18 protein-coding genes and 7 pseudogenes are annotated in these 22365 nt (G+C 61.4%); 10 read left to right on the top strand and 15 right to left on the bottom strand.

Translation table 11 applies throughout. The annotated features are described in order from the left end of the window. Window positions 1–74 precede the first annotated feature (74 nt). A complete protein-coding gene (locus AVCG78_RS26360; protein WP_041699482.1) occupies window positions 75–359 on the top strand; it encodes a WGR domain-containing protein in 285 nt (94 codons plus the stop codon). An 83-nt stretch (window positions 360–442) separates the two neighbouring features. Beyond that, the gene (locus AVCG78_RS26355; protein WP_012648969.1) at window positions 443–721 is read left to right on the top strand and encodes an HU family DNA-binding protein; all 279 of its coding nucleotides are present in this window, start codon (window positions 443–445) and stop codon (window positions 719–721) included. A 43-nt stretch (window positions 722–764) separates the two neighbouring features. On the opposite strand, the pseudogene AVCG78_RS26350 reads toward AVCG78_RS26355, so the two are convergent. The 7 genes and pseudogenes from AVCG78_RS26350 to AVCG78_RS26320 all read right to left on the bottom strand — a co-directional run bounded on the left by AVCG78_RS26350 (window position 765) and on the right by AVCG78_RS26320 (window position 5326). Then, a pseudogene (locus AVCG78_RS26350) lies at window positions 765–1072 on the bottom strand (DUF736 domain-containing protein). 139 nt (window positions 1073–1211) lie between these two features. Further along, window positions 1212–1382, bottom strand: a pseudogene (locus AVCG78_RS26345) (DUF736 domain-containing protein); the annotation flags it as partial. A gap of 167 nt (window positions 1383–1549) precedes the next feature. After that, window positions 1550–1852, bottom strand: a complete 303-nt coding sequence (locus tag AVCG78_RS26340) for a DUF736 domain-containing protein (RefSeq protein ID WP_012648963.1) — start codon at window positions 1850–1852, stop codon at window positions 1550–1552. Continuing rightward, window positions 1818–2108, bottom strand: coding sequence for a hypothetical protein (locus AVCG78_RS26335; RefSeq protein ID WP_139192342.1), 291 nt, complete (start codon window positions 2106–2108; stop codon window positions 1818–1820). The genes AVCG78_RS26340 and AVCG78_RS26335 overlap by 35 nt, the downstream gene beginning before the upstream one ends. A gap of 73 nt (window positions 2109–2181) precedes the next feature. Further along, window positions 2182–3189: a tyrosine-type recombinase/integrase gene (locus tag AVCG78_RS26330; protein ID WP_012648966.1), complete on the bottom strand. Its 1008-nt coding sequence runs from the start codon at window positions 3187–3189 to the stop codon at window positions 2182–2184. Further along, window positions 3186–4106 carry a tyrosine-type recombinase/integrase gene (locus tag AVCG78_RS26325; RefSeq protein ID WP_041699479.1) on the bottom strand — a complete coding sequence of 307 codons (921 nt, stop codon included), beginning with the start codon at window positions 4104–4106 and terminating at the stop codon, window positions 3186–3188. Before AVCG78_RS26325 ends, AVCG78_RS26330 begins: the two co-directional genes overlap by 4 nt. Next, complete coding sequence (locus tag AVCG78_RS26320; protein ID WP_012648964.1) at window positions 4100–5326, bottom strand: tyrosine-type recombinase/integrase; 1227 nt, start codon at window positions 5324–5326, stop codon at window positions 4100–4102. Before AVCG78_RS26320 ends, AVCG78_RS26325 begins: the two co-directional genes overlap by 7 nt. 84 nt (window positions 5327–5410) lie before the next feature. Between AVCG78_RS26320 and AVCG78_RS26315 the strand changes: the two genes are divergently transcribed. Together AVCG78_RS26315 and AVCG78_RS26310 are read left to right on the top strand one after the other, a co-directional pair. After that, window positions 5411–5749 carry a hypothetical protein gene (locus AVCG78_RS26315; RefSeq protein WP_143050364.1) on the top strand — a complete coding sequence of 113 codons (339 nt, stop codon included), beginning with the start codon at window positions 5411–5413 and terminating at the stop codon, window positions 5747–5749. After that, window positions 5715–6017: a DUF736 domain-containing protein gene (locus tag AVCG78_RS26310; protein WP_012648963.1), complete on the top strand. Its 303-nt coding sequence runs from the start codon at window positions 5715–5717 to the stop codon at window positions 6015–6017. Before AVCG78_RS26315 ends, AVCG78_RS26310 begins: the two co-directional genes overlap by 35 nt. Before the next feature lie 136 nt (window positions 6018–6153). Here the strand turns inward: AVCG78_RS26310 and AVCG78_RS26305 are convergent. Together AVCG78_RS26305 and AVCG78_RS26300 are read right to left on the bottom strand one after the other, a co-directional pair. Next, a pseudogene (locus tag AVCG78_RS26305) lies at window positions 6154–6312 on the bottom strand (DUF736 family protein); the annotation flags it as partial. A 554-nt stretch (window positions 6313–6866) separates the two neighbouring features. Then, window positions 6867–8002: pseudogene (locus AVCG78_RS26300) on the bottom strand (IS110 family RNA-guided transposase). A gap of 233 nt (window positions 8003–8235) precedes the next feature. Between AVCG78_RS26300 and AVCG78_RS26295 the strand changes: the two are divergent. From AVCG78_RS26295 to AVCG78_RS26285, 3 genes and pseudogenes are all read left to right on the top strand, one after another. Further along, window positions 8236–9111: pseudogene (locus AVCG78_RS26295) on the top strand (IS110 family RNA-guided transposase); the annotation flags it as partial. Window positions 9112–9207: 96 nt separating this feature from the next. Continuing rightward, window positions 9208–10271 (top strand): IS630 family transposase gene (locus AVCG78_RS26290; RefSeq protein WP_174083776.1). Its coding sequence is split into 2 segments (ribosomal slippage): window positions 9208–9699 and window positions 9702–10271, totalling 1062 coding nucleotides; the frame shifts between segments, so codons are not numbered across the junction. 41 nt (window positions 10272–10312) lie between these two features. Beyond that, window positions 10313–10438, top strand: a pseudogene (locus AVCG78_RS26285) (IS110 family transposase); the annotation flags it as partial. An 887-nt stretch (window positions 10439–11325) separates the two neighbouring features. On the opposite strand, the gene AVCG78_RS26280 reads toward AVCG78_RS26285, so the two are convergent. The 6 genes and pseudogenes from AVCG78_RS26280 to AVCG78_RS26255 form a co-directional block, all read right to left on the bottom strand. After that, window positions 11326–12252 carry an ArdC family protein gene (locus tag AVCG78_RS26280; protein WP_012648960.1) on the bottom strand — a complete coding sequence of 309 codons (927 nt, stop codon included), beginning with the start codon at window positions 12250–12252 and terminating at the stop codon, window positions 11326–11328. A gap of 315 nt (window positions 12253–12567) precedes the next feature. Continuing rightward, window positions 12568–13167: a hypothetical protein gene (locus AVCG78_RS26275; RefSeq protein WP_012648959.1), complete on the bottom strand. Its 600-nt coding sequence runs from the start codon at window positions 13165–13167 to the stop codon at window positions 12568–12570. A 345-nt stretch (window positions 13168–13512) separates the two neighbouring features. Then, window positions 13513–13917, bottom strand: coding sequence for a hypothetical protein (locus AVCG78_RS26270; RefSeq protein WP_012648958.1), 405 nt, complete (start codon window positions 13915–13917; stop codon window positions 13513–13515). Beyond that, window positions 13914–14801 (bottom strand): DUF7007 domain-containing protein, encoded by an 888-nt coding sequence (locus tag AVCG78_RS26265; protein ID WP_012648957.1) that lies wholly within the window; start codon window positions 14799–14801, stop codon window positions 13914–13916. The genes AVCG78_RS26270 and AVCG78_RS26265 overlap by 4 nt, the downstream gene beginning before the upstream one ends. Continuing rightward, entirely contained in the window at window positions 14798–15271 is a 474-nt protein-coding gene (locus AVCG78_RS26260) for a hypothetical protein (protein WP_012648956.1), read from the bottom strand. Before AVCG78_RS26260 ends, AVCG78_RS26265 begins: the two co-directional genes overlap by 4 nt. A 100-nt stretch (window positions 15272–15371) precedes the next feature. After that, window positions 15372–17133, bottom strand: a pseudogene (locus AVCG78_RS26255) (ParB/RepB/Spo0J family partition protein). 326 nt (window positions 17134–17459) lie between these two features. Here AVCG78_RS26255 and AVCG78_RS26250 point away from each other — a divergent pair. The 3 genes from AVCG78_RS26250 (at window position 17460) to AVCG78_RS26240 (ending at window position 22207) form a co-directional block, all read left to right on the top strand. Further along, window positions 17460–18284: an isocitrate lyase/PEP mutase family protein gene (locus AVCG78_RS26250; protein WP_012648955.1), complete on the top strand. Its 825-nt coding sequence runs from the start codon at window positions 17460–17462 to the stop codon at window positions 18282–18284. 339 nt (window positions 18285–18623) lie between these two features. After that, window positions 18624–19373: a hypothetical protein gene (locus AVCG78_RS26245; protein WP_041699472.1), complete on the top strand. Its 750-nt coding sequence runs from the start codon at window positions 18624–18626 to the stop codon at window positions 19371–19373. After that, window positions 19370–22207 (top strand): hypothetical protein, encoded by a 2838-nt coding sequence (locus AVCG78_RS26240; RefSeq protein ID WP_012648953.1) that lies wholly within the window; start codon window positions 19370–19372, stop codon window positions 22205–22207. Before AVCG78_RS26245 ends, AVCG78_RS26240 begins: the two co-directional genes overlap by 4 nt. Window positions 22208–22365 lie beyond the last annotated feature (158 nt).

Below are 22365 nucleotides of genomic sequence, written 5' to 3'. Positions count from 1 at the left end.
GGCGCCGGCGGATCACTGTCGTGAATCGATGATGCCCAACCGATTCAAAACTGTCATTGGACGGCAAATTCCGAATGCGCGATTCTGCGGGCATGATCACGCAGCCCTATCACCTCTACGTCGAGCGTATCGCGCCGGAAAAAAACATGGCGCGGTTCTACGCCCTTGCTGTCCAGCCGACATTGTTTGGCGAGGTGTCGCTAGTGCGCGCCTGGGGTCGGATTGGAACGCGCGGACAGCAGATGGTGCATCTGTTCGACAATGAGAGCCAGGCTATCAACCTGTTCCTCGACGTCCTTTGCGAAAAGCGCAAACGGGGTTATCGACCAAAAGCACCTGTGGACATCCAGCGGATCTGATCCTCGCCCCCATCGTCACCGATGACAATCCAGTCAGAAGCTGACACGGATTTTATCTTTGACAACAAGATGCGAGGAATTCCATGACCACCACCAATGAAATCGCCGACAAGATTGCAGCCGACAACGGCCTGACGAAGGTTCAGGCAAAGGGCATTGTCGAGGCCGTGTTCCAGGCCATCGCCGATGCCGCAGGCTCCGACGCTGAAACCTCAATCCCAGGCTTCGGAAAGTTTAAAGTGAAGGCATCGCCTGAGCGTGAGGGTCGCAATCCTGCGACCGGAGAAAAGATGACCGTTGCGGCTTCGAAGAAGCTGACCTTCGCGCCTGCCAAGGCGCTCAAGGATGCACTGAACAAGTGATCCAGGTAGTGGAGAGCCCCGCCTCGCGGCGGGGCCTCCAGTCTTAGTCCCGGTTCGACCGGGACCAGATGAGGGAGAGGCCTTCCTCGCCTTCGACCTCGATCAGCGTTGCGTAGATCGGGGCCGGGAAGCTTGGGTCATCGAGCTTGACCGAGAGGTAGTCGCGGCCTTCGTTCGAGGTCTTTTTCCAGGCTGCGCCGAATCCGTGGCTCCCGCGAGGATGCGGTAGTCAGGGCCCTTTTCGGAAGTGCGCTCGACGGCGCGGATGGTTGCCTTGACGTTGAGGTTAAGGGTCTTGATGGTGCCGGAGAAGCCGTTGCCGGAAGCGGTGAATTCGCCGATGGTTGCCATTGTCGTAATCCTTTTCGGTTGTTCGGGCCGTGTCCATCGCGGCCTCACATGAGGAACTACCTGTCAATCTGTGGTTTTAAGCTGCCGAGTGGCCTAGGCTGGCGACGCCCCGCAGTATGCGGGGCGTCATATCCGGGGCTTATTCGGCACCGCGACGGCTCGGGCGAGACCAGATGAGGCTGTAATTCTGGCCGTCCTCGTCCTCGACCAGATTGGCGTAGATCGGAGCGGTGAAGCTCGGATCGTCGAGCTTGAGACCGAGGTAATTGCGACCCTCGTTAGATTGCTTGGACCAGGCGGCGCCTATTTCCGTGTTATGCGGTGCACCACATAACATCGATTATGCGTAGCGCGTGATTATGCGGAGTCTTATGGCGGCGGCCCCAGTATTCCGGGGCTTTTGTGGCTGTTTCGCACCGCATAATATCGGGGTGATGTGGACGGCGCCGCCCGTATTGAGCGGCGCCGCGGTGTCGGTCAGCGCGACCAGATCAGGGCATATTTGCCATCGTCGCCTTCGAAGAGGTTGGCGTAGATGGGTGCGCTGAAGGAGGGATCGTCGAGCTTGGCCGAGTGGTAGGTCCGATCCTCCTTGGAGGTCCGGCGCCAGGCGGCACCGATCTCGACGCCGGAGACGATGACCCGCAGGTCGGGCGCCTTGTCGCTGGTGGCTGCGGGATCGCTGGGGACGAGGCGCGCCTTGGCGTCGATGGCGAGGGTCTTGATGGTGCCGGTGTAGGTGCCGTCATTGCTGAGGGTGAACGAACCGATCTGGGACATGGTGGAACTCCTGTGCTGTGTTCAAGCCCGCGACCATCGCGGCCTTGTGGCGATCGAGAGCCCTGGGACGGCCGACCCGCACCGTCAGGCCGCAGCGCATGCGAAGGACGGCGCGTAGCGATCTTGTTGTTGGGCGAGGAGCGGCGCCGCCGCGGGGAAGAAGATCGCCGGAGCGCTGTTGCGGGGAACAGGCCGGGTCGCAGACCGCATCGCGGGGCAGATCCGCCCAGAACAAGGCCCGTCGGTCGAAGGGCATCACGGCACCCGGCAGCACCACCCACAGCCGGGCGTTCGCACATTGCCATGATGCTCATACCGCCCATCCCGCCTTACGTTGACGCGGTATGCGCATCGGCCATCAGCGACGCGATCAATGCGTCCGGGGCCCTGAACCGACCGCGACGGAGCGCCGGCGGCAACACGGCCTCTATGGCCTCGAGCTTCTCGGACGGGTCCATCCGCAGGTATACCTCGGTCGTGCGGATATCGGCATGGCCAAGCCAGAGCGCGACCTTACGGATATCGCGCGTGGCCTGCAGCATGAGAACCGCGCAACTGTGCCGCAGAAGATGGGGTGAGAGCGGCCGGCCGATCAGCGTCGGGCATCGAGCTGCGGCGGCCTTTGCGTGCTTTTCGAGGATATACTCGAAGCCGGCTCGGGTCATTGCCATTCCTTGAGCATTGACGAACAGCTCCGTCACCGGTGGCTTTCCGCGCACCGCAAGCCAGGCTCGCACGTCGCGGGCCGTTTCTTTCCAGAGCGGAAGACTGCGCTCGCGCCGGCCCTTGCCGAACACCAGGATGCTCGGACTGGGTTGCAGCGTGACGTTCTCCAGGGTGAGGCCGACCAGTTCGGAGACGCGCAGGCCCCCGGCAAAGCAGAGGTGCAGCATCGCCCGGTCCCGCAGCCCCAGCCGCGTCTTTATATCGGGCGCGTCGAGCACGGCACGGACCTCGTCCATGGTCAGGTGGCGAATGAGCTTGTGGTCATGGCGCTTGCCCGGGATAGCGTTGATCTGGGCGATCTGCTCCAGGGCGTTTGGGTGCCGCAGCTCGACGTAGCGCATGAACGCCTTGATCGCGGCGAGCCGCAAGTTGCGGGTCGACGCGCCGTTACCGCGATCATGTTCGATGTGATGCAGGAACGCGAGCACCATGTCCGCATCGATCTGCTCGAGATGGAGCAAAGACGGGCGTGTATGCAAGCGCCCGGCAGCGAAGACGAACAGCAGCCGGAAGCTATACGCGTAGGCTTCGCAGGAGTGCGGACTATAGCCGCGCTGCTGCGGCATGTGCTCCCGCATGAAGCGGGTGATGAGCGGAGCGATTGGTGTCATGCGATCTCTCCCTCGATCAGCGCCTCGGCAGCCGCCGCGATATCGCCCATGAGGTCGGGCGTGGCTTCCAGATACCAGTAGGTATGCCGGATACTCGCGTGGCCAAGATAGGTGGAGAGTGCGACGAAGTCCCGCGCAACATCATCCCGGCGCATCGCACATTGCTCCAGCGCACGGGTCGCGAAGGTGTGGCGCAGATCATGGATACGCGGGCGACGCGACCGATCCTGACCGACGCCAGCCTTGCGCAGGATCACATGGAAGGTGCTCTCGACGGTTCGAAGGGGCATCGGCTTGGCATCCACCGAGAGGAACACATGGTCGTCCGCCCCGGCGAACCGCCGACGGACCTCAAGATAGGCCCGCAGCGCCTCGACCACGCTGGCGTGCATCGGCACCAGCCGGCTCTTGTTGAACTTGGTCTGCCGGATGTGCAGCACGCCATCTGGCAGCGCATCGTCCAACCTCAGGTTCAGAGCCTCCGATATCCGCAGGCCCGTCGACGCCAGCAGCCCAACCAGCATCACATAGATGTGGCGCCTGAGCGGGCTGGGCTTCTGGTGCCGCAGATTGCCCGCGGCATCGAGCATGCGCGCCAGTTCCGCAGATGTGTAGATATAGGGCGCGGGACGTTTTGCAGCACCAGGGTCGGGATGATGGTGCGGCACTTCATGGGCGCGATCCTCGGCATGCAGGAAGCGTGCGAAGAGAGCGATCTCGCCAAGCCGCCGCTGGTGACTGCGCGGGGTCGACGAGACGGTCGCCGCCCATGCGATCGCGGTCTCGTGGCGAACATGGATATCGCCGTGGTCAACCGCATAGCACGCGAACGCAGCCAGGTGCCGAGACGTCTTTGCCAGTTTGAAGCCGAGCGAGCGGCGCAATGCGATATAGCGATCAGCATCGTCGGTCAGCATGGCGACCTCCCCGGCCAGGACTGAGCGATGGCCGACAGAAGTGCGATATCGACCTTGGCGTAATGCGCAGTCATCTCCGGCGACCGGTGACGCAGCACAGTGCCAACATGGGCTAAGCTGACGCCGTGGCGGAGCATCGCCGTAGCCGCCGAGTGCCGCAGGATATGTGCCCCCTTGTAATGGCTTTCGACACCGCCGCGTTTGAGGGCGCGCTTGACCAGGCATTTGACCGTGATGCGGTCGATGGGGCGCAGCGGCGCATATTCGGTAATGAACAGGGATGGTACCGCCAGCGCCGGCCGACCGCGTTCGATATAGGCAAGCAGCGCGTCGCCGATCTCCTGGGTGAGTGGCAGCAGTTCTTCGCGCCGGCCTTTGCCGAACAGGCGGATGCTGCCCTGCCGCCAGTCGATATCGCCGAAGCCGAGCCGTGCGACCTCGCTCGCCCGAAGTCCGAGCCGAACCAACAGCAGGATGATGGCCCGGTCGCGCAGGCGACGCTCACCGTTGCACGCCCCGATGATCCGCGCGATATCGGCATCGGGCAGAAAGCGCGGGATCGAGGCCAGCCGCCAGCCCGCAACGTTGGGCATGGCGTGGTCGAGTCCGGGCCGGCATCGTCCTGTCGCGATCAGGAAGCGCAGGAAGGCGCGAATGCCGACCGATATCCCCTTCATCCGCGCCACCGATACTGCTTTCGCGCGCTCGATCATGTAGGCTCGGATCGTTGCGGCGTCGTAGATAGCTGGCGTGTCCCCCAGCGTATCGATGAAGGGTGTGATTGTTCCGAGATACGTGGCCAGCGTCGTTTCGGCCAGACCGCGCTGCTCGCGGGCCCAAGCCGCAAACTCGGCCACCAGCGGCGCAACCGGCTTGGCCGGCGGGCCCACCAATACGCTGCGATCCTCGAGATAGGCGATGAACAGCTTGGCGATCTCGACCGCATCCTGGTTGATGTCGCCACGGAAGCGCGGGCATTGCCCCGCTGCAATTAAGGCGAACGATGTCGCATGCGCCTCACGGATCGCGGCGAGCGTGTAATTCTCCGCGCATGCCCAGTGCGTCCAGCTCGCAAGCAGCCGCATCTTCTCGATGATGGTACGTGGCGTATAGCGTCGCTCACGAAGCCATTGCGCGAAGTCCGCCGCGTGGTCCGCAGCCATTCCCGCCTTCAAGCGGTCCCCGACCGCGTTCTTCCGAACATAAACACCCGTTGGCATGTCGCCTCCTTTTGCATGTGGAAGCAGGACTATGATCCGAGTGGACTGTGATTCCGAACGCCAGCAGTTGTACCTGGTGCTGTCGTGCAATGTGCGAACGCCCGGCTGTGGGTGGTGCTGCCGGGTGCCGTGATGCCCTTCGACCGACGGGCCTTGTTCTGGGCGGATCTGCCCCGCGATGCGGTCTGCGACCCGGCCTGTTCCCCGCAACAGCGCTCCGGCGATCTTCTTCCCCGCGGCGGCGCCGCTCCTCGCCCAACAACAAGATCGCTACGCGCCGTCCTTCGCATGCGCTGCGGCCTGACGGTGCGGGTCGGCCGTCCCAGGGCTCTCGATCGCCACAAGGCCGCGATGGTCGCGGGCTTGAACACAGCACAGGAGTTCCACCATGTCCCAGATCGGTTCGTTCACCCTCAGCAATGACGGCACCTACACCGGCACCATCAAGACCCTCGCCATCGACGCCAAGGCGCGCCTCGTCCCCAGCGATCCCGCAGCCACCAGCGACAAGGCGCCCGACCTGCGGGTCATCGTCTCCGGCGTCGAGATCGGTGCCGCCTGGCGCCGGACCTCCAAGGAGGATCGGACCTACCACTCGGCCAAGCTCGACGATCCCTCCTTCAGCGCACCCATCTACGCCAACCTCTTCGAAGGCGACGATGGCAAATATGCCCTGATCTGGTCGCGCTGACCGACACCGCGGCGCCGCTCAATACGGGCGGCGCCGTCCACATCACCCCGATATTATGCGGTGCGAAACAGCCACAAAAGCCCCGGAATACTGGGGCCGCCGCCATAAGACTCCGCATAATCACGCGCTACGCATAATCGATGCGGCCTATGAAGACCCGGTGGCTGGGCGTGTTTTCGCCGCTCACGCGCGCATCGGGAACGATGCGAACCTTCTTGGCTTGAAGGGAAAGGGTGACGATCTCGCCGTTGAACTCGTTAGTGTTGGACTGCTGGAAAGTGCCGATGGTAGCCATTTTCGTCTCCTGACTGATTGTCGAAGCCGCCCTGTGCGGCCTCGTGGCGGTCAAAAGGCAACGGGCCAGGCCGACTGCATCCCTGGACCGAAGCGAAAGCGAAGGACGGCGGCAGACGAGCTTCTTGATGTTTCGCGAGGAATGCGGCATAGCCGCAGGGGAAGAAGGTCGGTGAAGCCGTTGCAAGTCAAAGGACTGACCGGGGCAAGACCAGCCAGCAAAGAGGCAACACAGGACGGCCTTCAGCATCATTCTGGTGAACGGTGCTGTTCATCGGCCCTACAGCCGTACGACGACCGGCAGGACTGGTTAGATCGCTCCACGCCTGATGAACCAAAGGTCTGAGCCCATTCCTGATCCGCGCTGATACACGTATCAACCTCACATCCGGTCGCCGCACAGGCGGCTGCACCATAATCCCGCTTTCGACGGCAAGGCTCAGGAGGACGATACCATTCTCGATGACGGCATGTACGCCAGGCCGCGATCCGGTCGTCCACCTGGTTCCGGCGGGACTGATCAGGCCCCTGCCGAACTGGTATTCGAAGAACTTGTCATGCGCGCAGTACGACCCCTTCTATGACAACCCCTGCGGTGACGTATTTCCACAACGCCACCACAAGCTTTCTAGCCAGCGCAGTTATCATGACCTTCTTGAAGCGGCCGCCACTTTGCGCGATCCGTTCGTTAAACCACCGGCTTAACGCCGTTCGGGGTTGATGCCTGAGCCAAAGCCAGGCCATCTCCAGCATCGTAACACGCAACCGCGGATTTCCAGATTTTCCGATCCCCTGTTCCCGGTCGATTGATCCGCTCTGCCAGGGCGTTGGCGCAAGCCCTGCATAGGCGGCAACTTGTCGGCGATTATCGAAATGGCGGCAGAGACCTTCGCTCCAAAGCATGCCAGCGAATTCTGAGCCAATACCCACTATGTTGGTCAGATGCCGACCTCGCGACTGGCGTGCTTGGCGCTGGTCAGCATCTCGTCCCGTTCTGCTTCGACCTGCGCAATCTGTTTCTGTAGTATTTCGAGCCGATCGAGCTCGCGACCGATCTGCCTCTTCATGTGCTCCGGCAATGGGCGCCCGTCGCCGGTCTTCAATGTTTCCAACCGTTCGCGACGATCCCGTTGAAACGGGCTATATCCCCGAATTCCTTGCGAGAATAAAAGCCCCTTGATCCGGTTGCTATGTTGAATCCGCTCTGTCAGCAATATCTGGCGCTCGCGGCCAATACGTCGCCGATCCTCTTCAGCATCAGATGGAATACGCACCATTGAGCATGCTCGAGGCTCACCGCGCTTAAAGGCCAGCAGCGCCCTGATGAGAGTTTCACCGTCAAGACGATCAGTCTTCACCCTGCGCCGCCGGCGGGATGTGGCAATCGACGCCGCATCGACAACATAGCTTTCGTGGCCTTCGGCCTCCAAAACTCTTTGTAACCAGAAACCGTCGAAACCTGCTTCGTGGATAATGACCAACAGGCATTCTCTGCCAGTGCGTTCGCGGGCCTTCGACTTCAAGTGAATGAACCGATCGCGAAGAGCGGTAATATCTCCACCGTCAACGTTGTGACGTGACATCTTCTCGCCGGTGCCCGGCGAAATAGAGGTCACCAGCCACGTTTTCTTGCTCAATTCTATCGAGACGAAAATCGCATCCGCCCCATTTTGCATATCGAACTGCGACATATCCTGCTCCTTTCTGCAACGGCACTGATGTCCAGAAGATCAAAACAGGTTGCCGCCGCGACTCATAGGATCTCGATGGCAGTCGATAGGACCGGGGACGATCGGCCTGCACCTGAAAGGCCGAAACGCAGTGGAGGACGGCCAGGGAGAGGCTTTCTTGATGATGTGGACACCCCCACCACTACCGCCGAGAATATCGGCAGGGACCAATCAAACGTTGGAAAGGAAACGGGATGTCCAGGCTGACAATCGGAATCGACCTCGCAAAGAATGTCTTCCAGGTTCACGGCATTGATGACAGCAATCGTGTCGTGATCGCTCAGAAACTCCGGCGCGCGCACCTTCTTGCATTCTTTGCCAAGCTGGAGCCGAGTCTGATCGGCATGGAGGCGTGCGGCTCCGCGCATCACTGGGCGCGCGAACTGACAGGCATGGGCCATGAGGTCAAGCTGATGGCGCCGGCTTATGTGAAGCCGTACGTGAAGCGGGGGAAGAACGACATGGTGGATGCCGAGGCGATCTGCGAGGCTGTGACCCGGCCGACCATGCGGTTCGTTCCAATCAAAACCGTGTCGCAGCAGTCGATCCTGATGGTGCACAAGTCGCGTGCTCTCCTCATCCGGCAGAGGACCATGCTGGTGAACGCCTTACGAGGCCATCTCACGGAGATCGGCATGGTGGCGCCGGTCGGGATCGAAAGAACGGCAGAGCTCGTCGAGCGGGTGCTCGCACACAAGCCGACCGAGCTGGACGTTCCGCCACTCGTGACTGACATTGTCGTATCCTTGGCCAGGCAAATCGACTCCCTGACCGCCGAGGTTAGGACACTTGAAGCCAAGATACGCGAATGGCAACGAACGAGCGAAGCAGGCCGCAGGCTTGCGACGATCCCCGGCGTCGGCGTAATCACTGCCACAGCATTGGCGGCGACGGTGCCTGATGCGTCAGTCTTCAGGTCGGGGCGAGAATTTGCCGCATGGCTCGGGCTGACGCCACGATCGAACTCGTCCGGAGGAAAAGAGCGCCTCGGCAGGATCACGAAGGCCGGGAACCGATATCTGCGAACGCTGCTGATCGTCGGCGCGACAGCCGTCCTCAGGCATGTCAGGCATAATACCAGCCTGCGTTGAGGCTGACTCAGGTTGTGGATTCCCAAAGCGATGAAAGTGTGAATCAATGGCGTCCTGCATCGAAAGGACGTGGCGATGGGACAAGCGATCGGCTTGCGGGAAGATTTTGACGGAGCGTCGCTCCGGCGACTGGCGCGATTATCAAAGAGCGCGCCGCAGGCCCGGCGACTGCTGGCCCTGGCGCAGATCTACGAGGGGAGCAGCAGGAGCGAGGCCGCAAGGATTGGCGGGGTGACCCTTCAGATCGTGCGGGACTGGGTGATCCGGTTCAATGCCCGTGGCCCCGACGGTCTTCTGGACGGCAAGGCGCCGGGCAAGCCGTCGATCCTCAACGATGCCCAGCGTCGTGCGCTGGTCGAGGCGGTCGAGCGCGGGCCGATCCCGGCGATCCATGGTGTCGTGCGTTGGCGGTTGATCGACCTTGTGTATTTGCTGCACGAGGAGTTCGCGGTGTCGCTCGACGAAACCACCGTGAGCCGCGAGTTGAAAAAGCTGGGCTATGTGAAGCTGACCGCGCGACCACGTCATCATGCGCAGAACGAGCTGGCCATGGAGACATTCAAAAAGGGGGCTTTGCTGCCGAAGTGGCAAAGGTCCGGACAAGCCTCCCGAAGGGCACGTCCATAGAAGTCTGGTTCCAAGACGAGGCCCGCGTCGGTCAGAAGAACACCATCACACGGCGCTGGGCCAGACGCGGAACACGACCCTCGGCGCCCAAGGACCAGCGCACGAAATCGGCCTACATCTTCGGAGCCATCTGCCCCGAACAGGGCAAGGGTGCCGGGCTGATCCTGCCCTTTTGCAACACAGAAACGATGTCGCTACATCTCGCTGAGATCGCGCTCGCCGTAGCGCCGGGCGCGCACGCCGTGGTGTTGATGGACCAGGCCGGATGGCACATGACCGACAAGCTCGAGGTCCCCGACAACATCAGCATCATCGCGCTACCCGCCAAGTGTCCCGAGCTGAACCCGGTCGAGAACGTTTGGCAATTCATGCGCGATAACTGGCTTTCCAATCGCGTTTTTACCTCCCACGACAATATTCTCGACCACTGCTGCGAGGCTTGGAACAAGCTGGTCGATCAGCCTTGGCGCATCATGACCATCGGCCGCCGAAAATGGGCTCGTCAGTTCTGATCAATGCAGGTTGGTATAAGATGCACGGGCCGCTCATCGAGTGGGTCAGGAAATTGTTGTTGACGAAGCCCCCGCGCCTGACGACCGTGGCGCTGGCGAACAAGATGGCGCGGATCGCATGGGCCGTGATGACGCGGCAGACGGTATACACAAACGCCATCGGATAGAAACCGACGCAACAGCGTCACCGAGTTCGGAGGGCCTGCCAGACGATCGTGATGAATACCGGTTCCGCCGGGATCAGGACAACCCGTTCGCGAGACTGCATCTGCAGAATGCGCTTTTTTGATTGGGACCATGATCCGCGGATTTCATCAAGGCCCGCGACCGTTCGGCCGATCATCAGAGAGGCCGGACATATGCGAGCAGCCAGCCGGGTTCAAAAAGATCAGAAGATAGGCTTGACCGAGGGGGTGTCCACATATGTTTCGCGAGGAATGCGGCATAGCCGCAGGGGAAGAAGGTCGGTGAAGCCGTTGCGGGAAGGCGATCGAGACGAAGGCGTCCTTCGGTCACACCAGATCCATTGAGGTCTGCGTGGGTGTGGCCAGTCCCAACCGGATGGCACATGACATACCGTAAGAGTTATCGACGATAGTGTTCCAACGGGTAAATGGACGGTATCGTCTTTGGCAAGACGATTATCCCACGTCACATCCACGTCCTGCCCTGCCATTTCCGACAATACCATCGTTGCGCCCCGGCCACATCACCACCGACCTTGGCCGATACCGGTGCTTGCTGGACGATGCTCCCTTCCAGCGTCGAACGAACATCTTCAGCCTGGCCCCGGCCCGGCACCTCGTGCCTATCGTCCGTTCCGGCTGATCGGGATGGACGGCATTGCCTCCTCCGGCATGGCTGGGAGCAAGCTTTTCGCTTCCCGAGAATGAAAGACTAAGTATCAGGCAGAGCGCCACCTACCATCGCGTCGATCCCCCCGTGCGCCTCCATCAGCACGATGGTGGGCGACTGGACGCCAGCGCGAAACGAAAGTGCCGCTGGCGATTTTGGGAGAATGTGTCCACCTCGGCGAGATCTGGAGCATAGAGCATCATGCCGCCTCCCGCTCCGTGTCCGCCTGCGGCTGCAGAGCGTGGAGATAGGCGACAGCCCGCTGCGCATGTGCGGCAGCCTGGAAAATTGCACGGCGGTCACCTTCAAGCAGCTTCAGCCACGAGGCCACATAGCTTGCATGATCTGGCCGCGGCTCCAGTTCCGGCACGATGCCAAGATCGGCGCATAGGAAGCTGGCTCCGATGTCTGCACAAAGCTCTTCGCGCGCGCGATCGGTGCGATCCTTGTGATAGCGGCTGAGATCGCGATTCAGCCGGTGGGTTGCGCCGACCCAGTGGGTGACCTCATGTCCAAGGACGGCGTAATAACTCTCCGCATCCCGAAACGTCTCGAAAGCTGGCATCTGGATCGTATCGGCGGACGGCTGATAGAAGGCTTGGCCCCCGCCGTAGCAGATGACCGCTCCAGTGTTGGCGAAAAAGCGGTCGGCATGGGCGATGCGCTCGAGCGGCTTGATGACCGGTTCAGGGCGACGGTAGAAGTGGTCGGGAAGGCCATCGATCTGGTCGCAATTAAAGACCGTGTAGGCCTTCAGAAACGGGATGTCGCGCTCAACCGCGTCGCCGCCAGCCCCCTTCTCGGTCTTCGTAAAGCGGCTCGCATAAACCACGGTTGCGCCGCTTTCGCCCTTGCGCACATGTCCGCCAAGTTCGTTCGCCTGCCGAAGCGTCATCCAGCTTGCGGACATGAAGCCGTTGGCGATAGTCTCCGACCAGAGAAGAAGAACATTAAGCCCGGTGTAGCGTTGGCCGTTGTGGCGCAGCGGTCGGCTGACCCAACCGGACAGGTTTCCGGCATTCCACGGCTGCACCCATGGGCGCACACCCTTTTCCAGATCGGCGACGATGCGGTCGGTGATCCGCGCATAGACGTCAGTGCGCGTACCTTCTGATTTCCTGCTCATTTTTCCAAACCTCCATTTGCGGGGCCCGCGTCCATCGCGACCCCGTCACGGAGGGCCGATGGCAGGAGCGATCAGGCGGCAGGGGCACCGGAACGGCCGGAACGCATGTGGAGGACGGCGCAGCCGTTGCGCCTTTGACGCCGGCTCCTGCAGGACCAATGAGCGGGACGGGGTCGCGATGTGTCGCTTCCCATTCATTTTCCTCTAACTTTCCTTCCAGCGGTCTCGTGGTGACGATCGACACGCCAAAGGGCCGCCCCCAAAGAGGGCGACCTTGAAGTGATGAAGGCGGAGCCAAAGCCCCGCCACGGTGGTTTACTCAAAGGCTGACATCTGGGCTGCGGCCGCCTTGCGGTCGAGTGTCTGGCCGGGCTGTTCAATCGGCCGGTCAAAAGGCTTCCAGGTTTCGCCGACGATCTGCTCGTAGGCGGCCACAGTTCCTTCGGCGGCCATCCGCAGCGCGTGCGCCTGAATGCCCATGTCGGCTGCGAACTCGCGCTTGCGCTGGGCGGCGCTGTCGTATCCGACAGGTCCATCGAGATCCTCGTCCCGGTGATCGCCCGCACCCTTTGCGGTGGCGTCTCGTGCTTCGGTGACAGCGCGGCTGTAGAACTGCCCGGCACCATGGGCCGATCCGACATAGGCGCCGACGATGCGTTGCAGGTGGATCTGCATTGCCCGTTCGCCAAGCCCATCGGAAAGGGCGGTGGCAGTCTCGATGATCAGGCGTTCGTGCAGGTCGCGAATGCTGTCGCTATCGAGAATGGCTGTCCCAAAGCTTTCAGCGATCTTTAGCGCCTGGGCTTCATCGGGGCATGTGAGGCGGACCATCTCGATCGTGGCTCCCTTGCACAGCGGCACGACACGGGCGGAGGGGCGATTGGCTTGACGGGACTGGGTTGCGGGCTTTGCCATGATGGTTTCCTTTTTCTGTGTTCCCGAAGCGGTTTCGGCCCCCTGGCCGGTCTGTCCTTCGGTGCGGTCGAAAGGAACCGGCGCAAGCCGGGCGGTTCAGGGTCCGGGCAGGCCAGATCGAGCAAAGCCGGTGTGCGGGAAAGCGGGTCTTGCAGAGACCTGCGAAGCCCGCGTGCCTGCTTTTTCGAGAGCGGCATGACCGGCCGCCCCGCGGCGCGATAGCGGCCTTGAACCGAACGGGCGCTGGTTCAGACCGTCACAAAACCGAAGGACAGGCCGGCCCGGGGATAGAACCCGGGCACCAGGCCCTGAAAGGAAAACAGGCAAGGCCCCACCAGCTATCCATCAATCCGTCAAATCGCACTCCGCTGCATGCCCGCCGCTTCGATCAGGATTGAGGTCGTCATCAGCTTGCTGACCTGCCCACGCGCAACCGCGCATGAGAGCGGTACGGTCCCGAAATGATGCGATGGCCGCCTCCTGCCTTGCGAGCTTGCTCGAGAGCGCGTCGATCTCCGGCTGGCGCTCGGCGGTGATTGCGGCAAGATTGGAACGGTAGCGGCAAACGAAGGCTTCCGGCTCCGGTCGTATGCCGCGATGATGCCCAAACTTGCGCTGGCCAAGAGACGGGATCAACGCGGTCATCTTGCGGATGATCTGGCGCTCGATCAGATCGAGCTGGTGGCGTGTCTGACGGCATGCATCTTCCATCCGGCGCAATTCCACTTGGGCGTCTATGGAGGGCATCATGTCCTGCGCCTCCCGGACCAGGTCAGGAAGCTCGATGGGCCATGGTAGGCTGCATGCTGCGTCTCATCGATGACGAAGCCGAAACGTCCCACCTCGTATTGCGCGGATGGCACCAGAAAGCGTCGTTCCTCGAGGTGGGGATCCCGCTTGCCGCCACAGGTGGCGATGACTTCCGTTATGCCGGGATGATGATCCGAACGGAGCGCGGAGATCACCACCCAGTCATTGGCATGTTCCGTTTCAAAGGTGCGACGGTCCTTTATATGGGATTGACCGGGTGCCAGCACTCTTGCGAAGATTGCCTCCCAGGCATCGGGCTGCCAATCCCTGATCGTCGCTTCCGCGCAACGTCGCTCAAATCCGGTGAACAGATCTGGAAATGTGATTGCCACGGTCGCCCAGGCGCAATCTTCCTCGTAAAACCCACCCTCCAACCGCAGTATCGGATGGACTTGTACGTTGCGCCCGGCCGAAAGCTTGAAACCACCATGGCTTGCGGTCGAGTGGCATTCGACACCATCGGCATAGATGGACGTCCGCTGCGACACTCCCCACGGCGTATGAGTGCCGGCGGATATCTCGTATCGACCGAGTGCTTGCATCTCGCGCTGGTGCTCGGCATTTTCCAGGACGTAGCCACGAAACGCCGCCTCGTCGGCGAGCTCGCCGGAATGGCCGTAGAAATCCTCTCGCCGCCATTCGGCAAACGGTCGGGCGATCTTCCAGCCCGTTGCCAGATAATGCCGCTCGGATCGACCCGTCATCATGGCAAAGGCGTTGTCGCCGACCCGCGCGACCGGAAAACCTTCAATGGATCGCCCAAAAGAAACCCCCGGAAATCCGGGGGTGCTGTCGACGTTGGTCATGGCGGGGACGGTGTTCATGCCACGGCCCTCCCCTCCACGGCGTCGGCTGCGATCTCGTCAGCCGTGACCTCCTCTATCACGGCATTGGGATAGCCGTGCCGGGACAACCATTCCTCCGCCGCCTGGCGGGACGCGGCAAGATGTACGAGCTCCGCATTGTCGCCGGTACGATCAAACACGCGGAAACTGCCGAAAGCGGGACGCTCGATGATCGTGAATGTCAGGCTGGAGACCAGTGAGAACGTGCGATGGACCCGGATGGCGATGACACCACCTGCCCCATAATCAGCTTCATGGATTGTGAAACACGGCGGCACGACAGTCGTTCCGACAGGATGTTCGTCCTGCTTGCGGATCAGCCTTCCGCTGCTGTTGTTGGTCTGCCATGCTGATAGTTTTCGGTGATGGCGCTCAGACGGACGCGGCGTGCCGTCCGACCAGCTGATGATCGAGCCAATCGGGGCGATAAATGCGAGGTGTGCAGACATGCGAATTCTCCCTGAATTCTAAGGGTGTAAAAAACCAAACCGCCGCTGATGGAGACCAGCGGCGGCGGACGTTCATCCGGAAGGAAAATGCCCGATCCAGCTACTCTGCCGCGATCCCGTAGGCATCCTGATCTTCGTCGAGCTCGATGGTCTCGGGAGCATCATCAAAGGTGTCCGGAAGATCATCGTCGCCATCGACAACGGCTAATTCAGCCGCCTCACCAACGGCTCCATCGCTGCCAGCACCCTCGCTGCTTTCCTCTTCGTGGACGTTCTCACCCTGCTTGATGAGATCAGAGATGTCCTGGCGGTCTGGCACAAAGAGCGCAGCTGAGTGGACAAAGCGCTCTTGTCTGAAATGATCGACCAGAGCTGCGCGGGTCTCTCGCACCTTCTGGCGAGGAAGCACGTTGGCCTCCTTCGCTGCCGCTTCCAGCGCCTGTCGCGACAGGCACAACAGGAAGTCTTCCGATCCCATGTTGGGCAAGAACCCGTCTGCGCCTATCGCGTTGCCTGCAATGCGCGAGACCACACCGCTGTTCGACATGCCGCGTCGGCATGAGAGCACGTCGATCAGCATCGAGCGGGCGGCGACGCGGAGCGTGTCGGTGTCGAAGGCGAGTCTGCCGTCCTCACCGATAAGCTGTGCCGCATGGCGCTTGAACCGCTTTGAACCGAATACATCGTCGCTCGCGCCGGAATCGACACGGACATTGAGACCTGCGAAGGCGAGAATGAGGAGCGCCATCAGCGTGTCGTCCTCGATTGGAGCACGGCCGAGCGCCTCGTGCAGCGCATCCGTGCGGAAATCACCGATCATGTCCTGCCCTTTCTGCGTGACGTCGGGACGCGGCCTCGGCGATTCGATGACGGAGTCATCAAGCGCGTCTGCGGAAGTATCGCTGGCGGAGGTGCCACCTTTACCCTTGACCTTCTTTTCCTCCGGCATGCGGAACGCGACGGACTGCACCTTGCCATCGCGGTCGAGATACATGGCGACACGATCGGACTTCGACGGCTTGCCATAGACACGCTCCGCCTTCTTCGGAAGTTCCGGCTGGCCCCAATTGTTGACATCGACAATTGCCCCTTCCTGGGAAGGTTGCTCGTCATCCATTCCTGCTGGGCACCGAGGAATGCCTCGACATTGGTCGTGTAGCGGCTGTCCTGATCGGCCGGTGCGAACAGATCCTCGATCCATTCGATACCGTAGGCAGTCGCAAGATCGTCGCCGAAGCTGGCATCCCTGGCGAACATGCGGTCTTTGAAAGCACACGGGAGATCGTGTGCCACTCGGCGCGTTCGGTCTTCTTCGGCTTGTTCGCCTTCCATACTTCCTTCTGCTCGTCGAGTGACGCCGCCGCAATGGTGCGGAGCTGCTGCTCATTCGGCATATCACCGAGCGCCATATGATCGAGCATTGCCGGCAAGACGTTGGCCAGAAGTCTGAGCTTCCTGATCTGGCGGACCGGCAGGGCGAGCGCGATACCGATCGCTTCCTCGGTCCAGCCGAGTGCCACAAGACGTTCGATACCGCGCCACTGGTCGATGGCGTTAAGCGGTTCTCTGGCAATATTCTCGATCATCGAGCGCATCGCGCCGTTATCATTCGCGGCCTCGCGGACGATAACCTCGATTTCTTCGAGACCGGCGGCGATTGCTTGGGCGACGCGACGGTGGCCAGCCTGAATGATGTAGCCATTGCCGCCATCGGTTTCGGGTGAAACAACCGGCGGCTGGATAATGCCGACCGCCTTCACCGTCGCCAGCAGCAGAGCGTCGGCCTGCGGAGAAGATTTGGACCTGCGCGCATCGTCAGGATTGCCCTTGAGCGCACGGGGATCGAGTTTGAGGATCTGCATGGGATTTGCTCCTTCCGGGGTTTTGGAGCGGCGGTCGCCACCCCTTCCTGCCTTCAGTTCTTTCCGAAGACATTTCCCGGACCGCAGGGCGGACGGACCGGCGCAACAGCGCCCGAGCGACCCTGGCCGTCAGGGCGAGCGGGGCGCAGCCTTGCGAGAACGACGGATAGGGTTGAGGAGGGGGCGATTGAGCGCAAGCGGCGGCGGGAAGGCCGATCTGTGAGAGGCTTTTTCTTTTTTCTCCGGTTTTCCTGATACTTGCGCCTATGTTCTTTATTTGTTCCTAATCCTATGTCACCTTGGTGACGGTGAAATCGGAGAGCCACATGGAAGACAAGGGCAGAACGTTTCGACAGCTGCATGAAGGATCAGGGACGTTTATCATTCCCAACCCTTGGGACATTGGTACAGCTCGGATTCTCGCAGCATTGGGCTTTCCGGCGCTCGCGACCACCAGCGCCGGGATGGCTTTTTCTCTCGGCGTGCCGGAGGGCATTGTGTCGAGAGATGATACTCTGGACAATTGTCGGGCAATCGTGGCAGCTACGTCTCTGCCAGTTTCTGCCGACCTTGAGAAAGGTTTTGGGGACAGTCCCGAGAGTGCTGCAGAGACGATCGTCACCGCCGCCAGCATCGGACTTGCGGGTTGTTCTCTTGAGGATCACACCGGTCAGCGTGATAATCCAGTTTACGACTTCACGTTGGCCGTCGAACGCATCGCGGCGGCAGCTGAAGCCCGCCGCGCCTTGCCAAGTGATTTTGTTTTGACGGCTCGGTGCGAGAATTTCCTGTGGGGCCGCCCCGATCTCGATGACACAATCAAGCGGTTGCAAGCTTTCGAGAAAGCCGGTGCTGACGTACTCTATGCACCTGGTCTCCACGACCTCGACACGATCCGCACTGTTTGCGAGGCTGTGACGAAGCCCGTCAACATCGTTATGGGGATGCCAGGAGCAACGTTCGGCATCGCAGAACTGTCGGAGGCTGGTGTCAAACGTATCAGTGTTGGGTCGGCGCTCGCGAGGCTCGCATTCGGCGCTTTCGCAAACGCGGCCCGAGAGATGAAATCGGCGGGCACTTTCCGGTTTTCGGAGGACGCTATGGGCTTCGCGGAGCTCGAAGGTTTTTTCAACGGCACGACGAAAGCTTAGACTGTCGCAAATGTTTGTCGCGAAACTCTGACTTTTGCGACTGATATTTGCGACAAAAATTCACTTGTGTTTTCAACGCGGCCACCGATGAAGCAAAACTTAGGAGATTTGCGACAGCTCGACTGCTTTGCGCCGATCAGTGGCCATATGGAACAACCTAGCTAGTAGCCAACACGGATGGAAAGCTTCGGTCCGGTTCCTACATGGGTAAGTCATTAAGTGGAATGCATCGTCTTTCTCAACATTGCATCTTCGGATGATTCTGTTCCATATCCATCTGTACATATTGACAATCATAAGCAACGGGCGTTCGATCTACTTTTGCGGGAGGCCTTCGGAATGGCAAACAAACTGCAAATGTTCACTTTGACCCTTGCATGTCTGGCACCGTGTTTCGGATGGGCGGAGGAGACTCCGACTGTTCCGCCCGCGAACCTAGCGGTACAGATCCTCAACTTCGATGCCGCCAACCCCACCGTACCTTGGATCCGTCCTCCGGAAGTGCAGTTCGTGCTCCTCAGCGGTTGCGGCGGCGGCGGCGGCGGCGGGACCACTACTGTCACCGGATCGGGCAGCAACACGAATAGGGTGCCGGGGAAGGGTGGCGGCGCGGCACGGCTGTACACCATCATCGTTCCCGTCAAGGCAGACCGCTACGACATAACGATCGGCGATGGCGGTGGCAGCGCTGCGAACGGCATGCCAACGACAATGACGGGCGCGGGCGCGGGCGCGGCGGCGATCACGTTAGGGGGAGGTCAGCAAGGATCGAGCGTTTCCGCGGACGGCGAGGCCAGTCCGTTCGGGCCAGGCGGCAAGGGGGGGACATCGGTGGCGGAGGCGTCCGGGAAAAACCCCTGCTCAGGCGGCGGCGGATCGGCGGCATATTGGACAGCGGTTGGTGGAAAAGGTGCGCCCGGTCAGCTCACGATCATGCCCATACCTGACCTCGCGCGCTTCGGAAGAGTCATGGCGATGGTGGAGGATCTCTCCCAACCGCCGAAGGTGCCGGACGATGCGAACTCGACATCCGGCGAAGACGAGCAAGGGCCGGTGGCGGCACCCGGTGGGACGGGCTCGCTCAAATGAGGTCGATCGTCCAGACCTTCTGCACCGCGGCCCTGCTATCGTGCGCCGTCCACCAAGCCGGCGCGGAGGACGAGATCCGCAAGCGGCTCGCATCGCCGTTCGGAATTAGCGACGCACGCGGGGTCGATGCGATAGGCGAAACGCTCATATCGTCCCGGGACCGGGCCGAACTCGGTTATTGGTTCTACCAGCAGGACACCTTGGCCGCGGTGTCGAACGCACAGGAGTCGCAGAACAGCACGATCTACCTCGGCTACGGGGTGAAGGGGATCGGCCGAGCAGTCGGTGCCGGGGGAGGAGCCTTCGGGGGCGGGTTCGGCCCTGCGATCGGTGGTGCCGCGACTATTGGGGGAGCCGTTGTAGGGGGGTATGTTGAGGACTACGGCGACAAGCTAATCCGGCAAGGCGGTCAGCTCGCCGCGGCCGCGGTGACCAACTATCTTCATAAGGAATACGGGCGGATCATTCGTCCGAATGGAACGATCGACCAAGAAAGGCTGCGCAGCTTTGGCGAGGAAAATTTCGCCCGAATGCTGCGCGATCCGAGGTTTATCGAGCAGGTGGGCGACTCCGCGCTGATGGCGGACTTCAAGGCTCAGATCACGCTCGATCAGCTCGGGGTCGTGCTGAAGGACAACAAGTCCTTGCTTCTCTCGAGCGAGAAGACGGGTCGGCAGCTCACGGAACTCGACAAGGGATACAGGGAGGTCAAATCGCTCCAGCTCAAGACCCTCGGCCGTCTCGATGCCCAGGGACAGGTTTTAGGGTCGATCGAGGGCAAATTAGATCGCCAGACACTGATCGTCAGCACGATCGCGACGTCCAAACTACCGCCGCGGCAGATTCTGGCGCTTTCGCAGGCTGGTGCCTTTACGCTCGACGCCCCTGTCGTACAAGCTCTCGAGACTGCGGCTTCGGCGCAGGAGCTGCAGGCGGACTTCAACAAGGCAGCGGGCGTTTTCCGGGACATGTCGACCGCGCTGGACGTCCTTGGTGTTGATCCAGAGTTCACGCGCGCGACGAACGGGATCGGGAATGTGCTTTCGGCCGGCGGAGGGCTGGCCGCCGCCATCACGTTGGGCGAGCCATTTTCGATCTTCTCGAGCGGCGCCGCCTTCCTAGGTTCCGTCAAGTCCCTCTTCGGCGGGAAGCAGGAGGATCCCACACAGGCGGCGCTGAGAAATGTGTTTCGCGAGATACAGAGGCTGAGCCAACAAATCGAGCGCAACCACCGGCAGCAGATGGAAGCCCTTCGGCGCATCGCCGAGAAGCTCGAGTCTCTCGAGGACACCGTGAACCGTCGGTTCGCCGAACTTGAGCTAGACGTTGCCTACATCCTGCAAGATACACGCGAACTTCTCTACGAGGATGTCCGCGTTTGCGAGCGGCTGGTTGAGGAGTTCCGCCTTGCGGAGAACCAAGCGCTTCTCGCGCGCGGTCTTCTAGGCTTCTCCTTGTTCTTCGAGACCGACAACCGGGCCCTCGACTACGCCCGCTGCATGAATGGACTTATTGCTCGGCAGCGGGTGATTTCTGAGCGCGACTTCTCCGGCATGCTCCGTGCGGACTCTGTCGAGGAGGCTGACACGGGAGCCCACGGCGGGAAACGGCGGGAGGCGGTGCGCCGCATTGAGCAACGGGTGCTTCAGCCCACAGTCGATTACATTCGCCTCATGGCAGACGGCGACAACGCGGAAGTTGTGGCGCGCAAGCTTTTCCGTCCGGTAGCGACGCTGTGCCAAGCGCTTTCGTACCACGATCCTGAAGCGGCATCGTGCGAAGGGGCTCCACCGTCCTCATGGCCCGACTCAAGGATCGACCGGAGCCAGTACAACCCCGGGCAGGGAGCGCTGTTGAGTCCCACGACCGCCGTCCTCCTTTCCGGGTTCACGCGCGCCGTCGCACCTTGGAACGGCATACTGATAGAGCGGACGACCGGGGCGGCTGCGCGCGTCATGAGCGAGGACGAGGTCGCGAGTGTGTCGCGACGCTCCGCCTCTCGCCGCACGAGACATGTGTTGGCCTTAGCGAACGCGACCGACGTGCTCGACCTGAACATCGCACAGGCCAACCTGCTCGCGGGGGTCCCCGTGATCGACAAGGCCTCCGACATCTTGGACAAGAAGATCATTCCGGCCTACGCGCAGGCTCGTCTCATGAAGACGCCGGCGGCGATAAACCAGATGCTCGCAGCGCCGCCGCCGAACCGGGCGCTGCCCGGCCCGAACTGCGTGGCCGGCAGCGAGGAATGGAACACGCTTTGCCTGATGGAGGCGAGCCCGACTTTCGCCAAGAACGTCGTTCGCGCACTGGTCCTGAAGCGGTTGAAGGCACGCGGCGCCACGATCAATGAATGGCGCCAAGCGATCCGATCCCCCTTCAGCGACAGGATGCGCGAGATCATCGGTCACGACGTGCTGTTCGAGGACGCGGCGGCCGGGCTGCCGACGAGTACCCTCGGCATGTGGGCGATCGAGCTTCCAAGGGTGTATTCGGACCCAGATCTGGAGCCGAGTGCCATTGCGTCAGCCAAGCTGTGCTGGAACCCAACCGCTGTAGAGCCTCTCACCGACGACCAAGGGAAACCCTCGAAGGACAATCCATACTACACAACGCCGGCCAGCAGCCGATGCAACATGATCGACCCGTTCACGTCGTCCGACATGCTTTCCGTGGCGCATTACACCCAGGGCTATGCGGCACTACTCACGGAACGCGAACTGAGCGTCGGCCTGCTGCGCGGGCTGTGCGACGCGAACCCGTTCTACCCAACCCGTTATTGCGCCTTCGGCAAACCACTAAGCGAGGCGACCGCGTCCCGCGATTCGGACTAGCCGGACGGTGGGATATGGTGCGGTCATTCCTGACGCGTTGCTTGCGATCCTTCGGCATCGCGTGCTTGCGGATTCGATCTCATGTCCGCCTTCGGCTCGAAAGGACCGAAATGGGGGTCGGAACCCGAACGGTGGCTTTGTCGCAAAAATCCCGATTA

The organism is Gillisella vitis (assembly GCF_021559775.1).
GTDB lineage: Bacteria > Pseudomonadota > Alphaproteobacteria > Rhizobiales > Rhizobiaceae > Allorhizobium > Allorhizobium ampelinum.
Note: the sequence above shows the minus strand (reverse complement) of the source record. Positions and strands in the feature narration are given on the sequence as shown.

What these genes read in the sequence shown, in the direction of transcription:
- AVCG78_RS26360 (WP_041699482.1), top strand. Translation starts at nt 75, where the DNA reads ATGCGCGATTCTGCGGGCATGATCACGCAGCCCTATCACCTCTACGTC.
- AVCG78_RS26355 (WP_012648969.1), top strand. Translation starts at nt 443, where the DNA reads ATGACCACCACCAATGAAATCGCCGACAAGATTGCAGCCGACAACGGC.
- AVCG78_RS26340 (WP_012648963.1), bottom strand. Translation starts at nt 1,852, where the DNA reads ATGTCCCAGATCGGTTCGTTCACCCTCAGCAATGACGGCACCTACACC.
- AVCG78_RS26335 (WP_139192342.1), bottom strand. Translation starts at nt 2,108, where the DNA reads ATGCCCTTCGACCGACGGGCCTTGTTCTGGGCGGATCTGCCCCGCGAT.
- AVCG78_RS26330 (WP_012648966.1), bottom strand. Translation starts at nt 3,189, where the DNA reads ATGACACCAATCGCTCCGCTCATCACCCGCTTCATGCGGGAGCACATG.
- AVCG78_RS26325 (WP_041699479.1), bottom strand. Translation starts at nt 4,106, where the DNA reads ATGCTGACCGACGATGCTGATCGCTATATCGCATTGCGCCGCTCGCTC.
- AVCG78_RS26320 (WP_012648964.1), bottom strand. Translation starts at nt 5,326, where the DNA reads ATGCCAACGGGTGTTTATGTTCGGAAGAACGCGGTCGGGGACCGCTTG.
- AVCG78_RS26310 (WP_012648963.1), top strand. Translation starts at nt 5,715, where the DNA reads ATGTCCCAGATCGGTTCGTTCACCCTCAGCAATGACGGCACCTACACC.
- AVCG78_RS26280 (WP_012648960.1), bottom strand. Translation starts at nt 12,252, where the DNA reads ATGAGCAGGAAATCAGAAGGTACGCGCACTGACGTCTATGCGCGGATC.
- AVCG78_RS26275 (WP_012648959.1), bottom strand. Translation starts at nt 13,167, where the DNA reads ATGGCAAAGCCCGCAACCCAGTCCCGTCAAGCCAATCGCCCCTCCGCC.
- AVCG78_RS26270 (WP_012648958.1), bottom strand. Translation starts at nt 13,917, where the DNA reads ATGATGCCCTCCATAGACGCCCAAGTGGAATTGCGCCGGATGGAAGAT.
- AVCG78_RS26265 (WP_012648957.1), bottom strand. Translation starts at nt 14,801, where the DNA reads ATGAACACCGTCCCCGCCATGACCAACGTCGACAGCACCCCCGGATTT.
- AVCG78_RS26260 (WP_012648956.1), bottom strand. Translation starts at nt 15,271, where the DNA reads ATGTCTGCACACCTCGCATTTATCGCCCCGATTGGCTCGATCATCAGC.
- AVCG78_RS26250 (WP_012648955.1), top strand. Translation starts at nt 17,460, where the DNA reads ATGGAAGACAAGGGCAGAACGTTTCGACAGCTGCATGAAGGATCAGGG.
- AVCG78_RS26245 (WP_041699472.1), top strand. Translation starts at nt 18,624, where the DNA reads ATGGCAAACAAACTGCAAATGTTCACTTTGACCCTTGCATGTCTGGCA.
- AVCG78_RS26240 (WP_012648953.1), top strand. Translation starts at nt 19,370, where the DNA reads ATGAGGTCGATCGTCCAGACCTTCTGCACCGCGGCCCTGCTATCGTGC.